8 protein-coding genes are annotated in these 6,429 nt (G+C 51.2%); all 8 read left to right on the forward strand.

Annotated elements, in window-relative coordinates; all coding sequences use genetic code 11:
* Window positions 1-93 precede the first annotated feature (93 nt).
* Window positions 94-288: a stage III sporulation protein AC gene (gene spoIIIAC, locus B3W37_RS01125; protein ID WP_481040598.1), complete on the forward strand. Its 195-nt coding sequence runs from the start codon at window positions 94-96 to the stop codon at window positions 286-288.
* Between the two features lie 55 nt (window positions 289-343).
* Entirely contained in the window at window positions 344-733 is a 390-nt protein-coding gene (spoIIIAD, locus tag B3W37_RS01130) for a stage III sporulation protein AD (protein WP_483170109.1), read from the forward strand.
* A gap of 173 nt (window positions 734-906) precedes the next feature.
* Window positions 907-2,079, forward strand: coding sequence for a stage III sporulation protein AE (gene spoIIIAE / locus B3W37_RS01135; RefSeq protein WP_483174532.1), 1,173 nt, complete (start codon window positions 907-909; stop codon window positions 2,077-2,079).
* A gap of 43 nt (window positions 2,080-2,122) precedes the next feature.
* Window positions 2,123-2,698, forward strand: a complete 576-nt coding sequence (locus tag B3W37_RS01140; RefSeq protein WP_483170111.1) for a stage III sporulation protein AF — start codon at window positions 2,123-2,125, stop codon at window positions 2,696-2,698.
* A 2-nt stretch (window positions 2,699-2,700) separates the two neighbouring features.
* Entirely contained in the window at window positions 2,701-3,276 is a 576-nt protein-coding gene (locus tag B3W37_RS01145) for a hypothetical protein (protein ID WP_483174534.1), read from the forward strand.
* 3 nt (window positions 3,277-3,279) lie between these two features.
* Entirely contained in the window at window positions 3,280-3,816 is a 537-nt protein-coding gene (locus B3W37_RS01150) for a SpoIIIAH-like family protein (protein ID WP_481040588.1), read from the forward strand.
* Between the two features lie 198 nt (window positions 3,817-4,014).
* Entirely contained in the window at window positions 4,015-5,919 is a 1,905-nt protein-coding gene (gene accB / locus B3W37_RS01155) for an acetyl-CoA carboxylase biotin carboxyl carrier protein (RefSeq protein ID WP_483174536.1), read from the forward strand.
* A gap of 10 nt (window positions 5,920-5,929) precedes the next feature.
* Window positions 5,930-6,429, forward strand: a 500-nt coding sequence (locus B3W37_RS01160) for a biotin carboxylase N-terminal domain-containing protein (RefSeq protein ID WP_483174537.1), incomplete at its 3' end; no start/stop codon positions are given.

A 6,429-nucleotide genomic window follows, 5' to 3' on the forward strand; every position in this document is an offset into this window, starting at 1 on the left:
CAAAAGTTATGGTCGTACGGAGGCTTTATTATGGGCACAGCCATAGTATTGCTGTTGATATAGAGGCTTTAGGCATTAACAGGAGGTGGCAAAGTGAACATCGATATCATCTTTCGCATTGCAGGTATCGGCATTTTAATCTCGGTTCTTTCTATCGTGTTGAAGCAGGCCCGCAAGGAAGAACAGGCGGAAATGCTCACTCTGGCTGGTGTGGTGGTGGTTTTAATCATTGTGGTGCAGTTGATGAGCCAGCTATTCACGGTGGTGAGATCAGTATTCAATCTCTGATTTCAGGGATTACCTGACGACCGGGGCAAGGCAAGACTTCGAAGGGGAGATGGCTTTGGACATAGCTCAGATAGTGGGATTAGCCTTAATAACCACCATAATGCTGCTGATTATCCGCCAGGAAAAGCCCGTTATGGCAATTCTACTGACTATTGTCTGCGCGGTAGTCATTTTCGCGCTGATGATGGAAAAACTGGTCGCGGTCATCAATGTGATGAAAGAACTGGTGGCCCGTGCTGAAGTCAACTATTTCTTTTTCAGCACCATATTGAAAATAATCGGCGTAGCCTATCTGGCTGATTTTACAGCCGCCATCTGTCAGGACGCCGGTGAAGGCGCCATCGCCAAGAAGGTGGAATTTGCCGCCAAGGTAATCGTGGTGGTATTGGCCATCCCCATCATGGTTGCCATATTGGAATCGCTCATGGAACTGATGCCCGGGTAGTCCGCTTTCAGGCATCAATAAGGAGTGGGACGTTCATGGGAAACGGCACCTGTCAAAAGCAAATATCTTCGCTGAGAAAACCTAGGCCGGCTGCCCCCCTGCCGGGCATAGGCGCCCCAAATGGTACAGGCTCCCGCCCTCAAAGGAATTGGGCTCGCCGGGTGGGGATACTCTTGTTGAGTCTGTTGCTGTTTATGCAGTTATGGTTTCTGACCCCTGTGAGGCTGCAGGCTCAGAGCGAAGCAGTTAATGAAATATCCACCCTGAGCTTTACAGAAGGTTTGGAACAGCTGGATCTGCAGGTCATGGAGGAATACAAACATCAGGTAGACAGCGAAATCAGCAATTATATGCAAGGGGTTTCACTCAAGCAATGGATCATAGATTTTGTGCAGGGCAAATGGGAGTTCAACTGGAGCGATGTGATGAAACGCTTACTGCAACTCCTGATGGGAGAGGTGGTGGCTAACAGCGGTTTGCTGGTCAAATTGCTGGTATTGTGTGTTCTTTCGGCTCTGCTCATGAATCTGCAGCAGTCTTTTTCCACTGATGTGGCCCGTATCTCCTATCTGGCCTGCTACCTGGCCCTGGTCACCCTGGCGGTGGCTTCTTTCAAAACAGTATTGGACATTGGACAGGGCACCATCAGCAATATGGTTGGATTTATGACTGCGATGCTGCCGCAGATGCTGGTTTTAACCGCCGGTCTGGGAGGCGTCAACTCTGCCGCCATGCTGTTTCCCATGCTGATGACCACCGCCACCGCACTGGGCAATGCCATTAACAGCATCGTATTCCCGCTAATCATACTTTCTGCTGTGGTCAGTATTATGAACAATATGTCGGAAAGCATCAAGCTGCAGCGTTTGGGTAAATTCTTCACGCAGATCGCCCAGGTGGCTTTAGGATTCTTTCTCACTCTTTTTGTAGGCATACTCACGATGCGCGCCCTGTATGCCTCGGTACTGGATAAGACTGCACTAAGGGCCACCCGCTTCGTGTCTGACAATGCCCTGCCGGTGATTGGCAAAATGTTCTCCGATACCATCGAAGTGGCGGCCGGCTATGTGGTGATGCTCAAACAAGCCCTGGGGGTTTTGGGAGTGCTGATCATTCTGGCCATGATTATCATGCCGGTGGTCAAGGTAACGGCTATTGCTTTGATCTATAAAGTGGCGGCGGCTCTGGCTGAACCCCTTGGCGACTCCAGAACCGCAGCGGTTCTGGAGAGCATGAGTACACATCTGTTTCTGATGCTGGCTGCAGTAGTGGCAGTGGCTTTGATGTTTTTCATAATGATCGCTATAGTGGTGGGGCTTTCTAACGGATGGGGAAGCCTGCGCTAAGCTGGACCCGGACTATTAACTATATTGGGGAAGGAGGTCTGCGATGGACACCCTGGCGGAGATAGTAAAAAACCTCCTGGTCATTATCATCCTGGCCAGTTTTTTAGAATTATTGCTGCCGGGCGGTTCCATGAAGCCTTATGTGCGCCTGGCTATCGGAATGTTTGTTCTTATCGCGGTGTTAAACCCTGCGATGCGGTGGTTTTTTCCGGCGGAAACCCTGCAGATCAGCAACTGGGAGTGGTCCGATTACAGTGCCGGTCAACAAGAGGTTCTGCAAAAGGGCAGTGAACTGCATAACAAAATTATCACCGAGAGCAATGACAATATGCAGTCCAAACTGGAAGGGCAGATCAGTGCCATCGCCATGCTGGTTCCGGGAGTCAGCAAAGTCGACAGCAAAATCCTGCTCAACCCGGACGGGTCGATTCAGAAGGTTACCATTAACGTGCGCGGTCAGGAGAACCACAGTTCCAGCGAATCATCGGTGGGGGTGTTCTCAGGTGAGGACGAAGTGCAGACCGACCCCGAGGTGGAGTCGCGCATGACTGAGATTATGAGGAATATGTTTGGTCTTAGCGAACAGCAAGTGGAAATTCAAATGCAAGGAGGCTCTTAACCATGTTGGAAGAATGGATTCGCGGCGGGAAGCAGTCTACGGGTTTGTCATGGTTTCAGTCCAAAAAAGGGAAAACCGTGCTGGTGATCGTAGTGTCTGTCGGCCTGCTGGCTATCCTCTGGCCGGTGGGGCAGATAACTCCCCCGCCGGCTGCGCCGGTCAGCGTGGCTGTTGAAACCGGACAAGGTGGGAAAAGCCAGCAGATAGGGGCGCAGCTGGAACACATCTTGAGCCAGATCGATGGCGCCGGCACGGTTCAAGTCGATGTGATGCTGGCTTCTGAAGGAAGCCGTGAGTACGCCCATAACACCAGGGAAGAAAAACGGGATACCAGCGAACAGCAGACTCCGGGCTTAAGCAAAAGGGTGGTGGAGCAGAGCACCTCGCTTGATCTGGCGGTGTCTGCCGGCAGCCCCCTTTTGGTGGAGGAAAAGACCCCGGAAGTATTGGGGGTCCTGGTGGTTGCCGAAGGCGCTTCAAATGTGGCGGTCAAAGAACAATTGAGCAGTGCCACCGCAACCTTGCTCAATATCCCTTTGCATCGGGTGATGGTGGTGGCCGGGAAAGGAGGAAGATAGTATATGGTAATGGGCAAAAAAGAACTATTGAGAGTACTGGTGGTTGGGACACTTACTGTGGTTCTCTTGCTGGGGACTATCAGCACCATGAGGCATCTGCAACAGCCTGTTGCGGTAAACCAAGTGGCCGGGGATTTCACTCCTGTCGAAGGAATCCAGGCCGAGACCACTACCAATGTGGTTTCCGGCGGATTTTTCAATGAATACCGCTTAAACCGGGATCGCCTGCGCAGCAAACAGGTGGAAATGCTGCAAGATGTCATTAAAAACAGCGGTAGTGACGCCAAGACCCGGGACGCAGCGGGTATGCGCCTGGTGGATATCACCGCGGCTATGGAAAAGGAACTCAAGGCGGAAAACCTGATCAAGGCCGAAGGATATCAGGAATGTGTGATTATGGTTCAAGCCGACAGCACCACTATCGTCCTGCAGTCTCCTACCATGCAGCCGCAGCAGGTAAAAAGGGTTAAAGAGCTGGTGGGGCAGGCGGTAAACAGCAGCCCCGATAAACTGTCCCTGGTTACCCGCGGCCAGCCCTGATGTGCCAGTGCATTCCCGGAGCAGTTGTATACATAGGCAATAAATATTGAAACCAGACACATTAATTCATATAATATTAAAGAGCTAGAGTAAAATAGTATGCTCAGGTCGTTGACCTGGGTATATTTGTATATACAGGTTTTTTAGTTATACATTACTGCCCGAGCGGGCAGCGTTAATCTAGGGCGGAGGCAGACCATGAGTAAAATCAAGATTTCTGATACCAGCTTGCGTGATGGCCACCAGAGCCTGTGGGCCACCCGGATGGCAACTCCAGATATGATACCGGTATTGAAAAAATTAGATGAGATTGGATATCATTCCCTGGAAATCTGGGGAGGCGCTACATTTGACGTGTGTATCCGTTATCTCAACGAGGATCCCTGGGAACGATTGCGGGAGATACGGCGCAACGTCACCAAGACCAGGCTGCAGATGCTGGTAAGAGGGCAGTCCCTGGTTGGTTATACCCATTATCCCGACGATATCGCGGTGAAGTTTATCGAGAAAGCAGCCGATAACGGTATCGATATTTTCCGTATTTTCGATGCATTGAACGATTTGCGCAACCTGGAAACCTGTATGCGCACCGTGAAAGCGATAGGCAAGCATACCCAGGCCTGTGTGGTTTACACCATCAGTCCGGTGCACTCGGTACAGCACTTCGTGGATACCGCCCTAAGGCTTCAGGATATGGGCGCCGATTCTATCTGTGTAAAGGATATGGCCGGGCTTTTGGCCCCTTACATATCATATGAACTCATCCGGGCTTTAAAAGAGAATCTGGATGTACCCATTCAGCTGCATACTCATTATATCGGAGGTCTGGCCATAGCCACTCTTTTGAAAGCGGCTGAAGCCGGGGTGGATATCATAGACACCGCCAGTGTCCCCATGGCTTTCGGATCTTCTCAACCGCCGGTGGAAACCATTGTACGCGCTTTGCAGGACACTGAATGGGATACCGGGCTAAGCCTGCACGACCTGTTTGAGATTGCGGAGCATTTTGAGCAGATTCGTAAACATAAGGGCTTTGAACGCGGGGTCACCAGAATCACCGATATGAAAGTCTTTGAGCATCAGGTTCCCGGCGGAATGATATCCAACTTCTACTCGCAACTCGAAGAGCAAAAGGCTGCTCACCGCCTTGACGAGGTTCTGAAGGAGATTCCCCGGGTAAGGGCTGATCTGGGTTATGCGCCCCTGGTCACCCCCACCAGCCAATTAATTGGAAATCAAGCCGTTATTAACGTATTATTAGGGGAAAGATATAAGATGTGCCCCGGTGAAGTCAAAGAATATGTACGGGGCTGCTATGGCAAACCGCCGGCGCCGATTGACGAAGAGGTCAGACAAAAAATTATTGGGGATACGCCGGTAATCGATGTCAGGCCGGCGGATCTTTTGGAACCTATGTGGAGAAAAGCCCGGGAAGCCGTAAAGGCCTGGTCCGAAAGCGAAGAAGACGTTATCACTTATGCCCTTTTTCCCCAGGTGGCGTTAAAGTTCTTTGAATGGCGCAAGGCGCGCAGTGCCGAAGATGTTCCGCAAATCCAGTCCAATGACGAAATAGGACCCACTGTAGTGGAGAATAAGGCCTCGGCGGCTCCCCCCAGAGTGAAGCCGCCCGTCAAGCCCAGAGCAGTTAGTAGGGGAGATGAAGATATGAACATCGACGAAATTAGAGAATTGATGCTGCTTTTGGATCAAAGCAATATCGCTGATCTGGAACTGCAAAAAAATGATTTTAAAATACACCTGCGCAAATATGCGGCAGGGGTTATTCCGGCAGCATCCAATCCTGTTTCCGCTGTATCCAACCCGGTATTTGCCGAGCCGGTTGAAGAAATACTTGATGAAAGCATTACCGAAGTCCTGGCTCCGATGGTAGGTACTTTTTATGCCGCGCCCTCTCCGGACGCTGCACCTTATGTAAAAATCGGGGATAGGGTCGAACCCGGCCAAACCTTGTGCATACTGGAAGCCATGAAGCTGATGAATGAGATCAAAACAGATTTTGCCGGTACAATTGTAAACATTTTGGTCGAAAACGCGCAGCCGGTAGAGTACGGGCAAACCCTGTTCCTTATCCAGAAAGATTAGGGGTGGAAGGTTGTTTGAGAAAATTCTAATCGCTAACCGCGGGGAGATCGCTTTGCGTGTGATCAGGGCCTGCCAGGAACTGGGCATCCCCAACGTCGTAGCATATTCCGTCGCCGACAAAGACAGCCTGCCGGTGAAACTGGCTGATGAAGCGGTTTGTATCGGCGGTGCGTCCGCAAGGGAGAGTTACCTGAATATTGCCAATATAATAGCTGCGGCAAGAAACACCGGGGCGGATGCGATCCATCCCGGGTATGGTTTTCTGGCTGAGAATGCTTATTTTGCGGAATTATGCAATACATATGACATAAAATTTATCGGGCCCCGTTCCGATGTCATCGATACCATGGGCAACAAAGTGAAGGCCAGGGAAGTGGTCAAGCCGGCCGGAGTACCGGTGGTGCCGGGTAGCGACGGGGCGGTAAGCAGTTATCAGGAGGCCCTGGCTATCGCCAATCAAATAGGTTATCCGGTAATGATAAAGGCTTCCGCCGGGGGCGGCGGGCGCGG

This window comes from Syntrophomonas sp. UBA5494 (assembly GCF_002426325.1).

Bases quoted from the DNA above. Each gene is read 5' to 3' on its own strand.
- B3W37_RS01140 (WP_483170111.1), top strand. From the start codon at position 2,123: ATGGACACCCTGGCGGAGATAGTAAAAAACCTCCTGGTCATTATCATC.
- B3W37_RS01145 (WP_483174534.1), top strand. From the start codon at position 2,701: ATGTTGGAAGAATGGATTCGCGGCGGGAAGCAGTCTACGGGTTTGTCA.
- B3W37_RS01150 (WP_481040588.1), top strand. From the start codon at position 3,280: ATGGTAATGGGCAAAAAAGAACTATTGAGAGTACTGGTGGTTGGGACA.
- accB (WP_483174536.1), top strand. From the start codon at position 4,015: ATGAGTAAAATCAAGATTTCTGATACCAGCTTGCGTGATGGCCACCAG.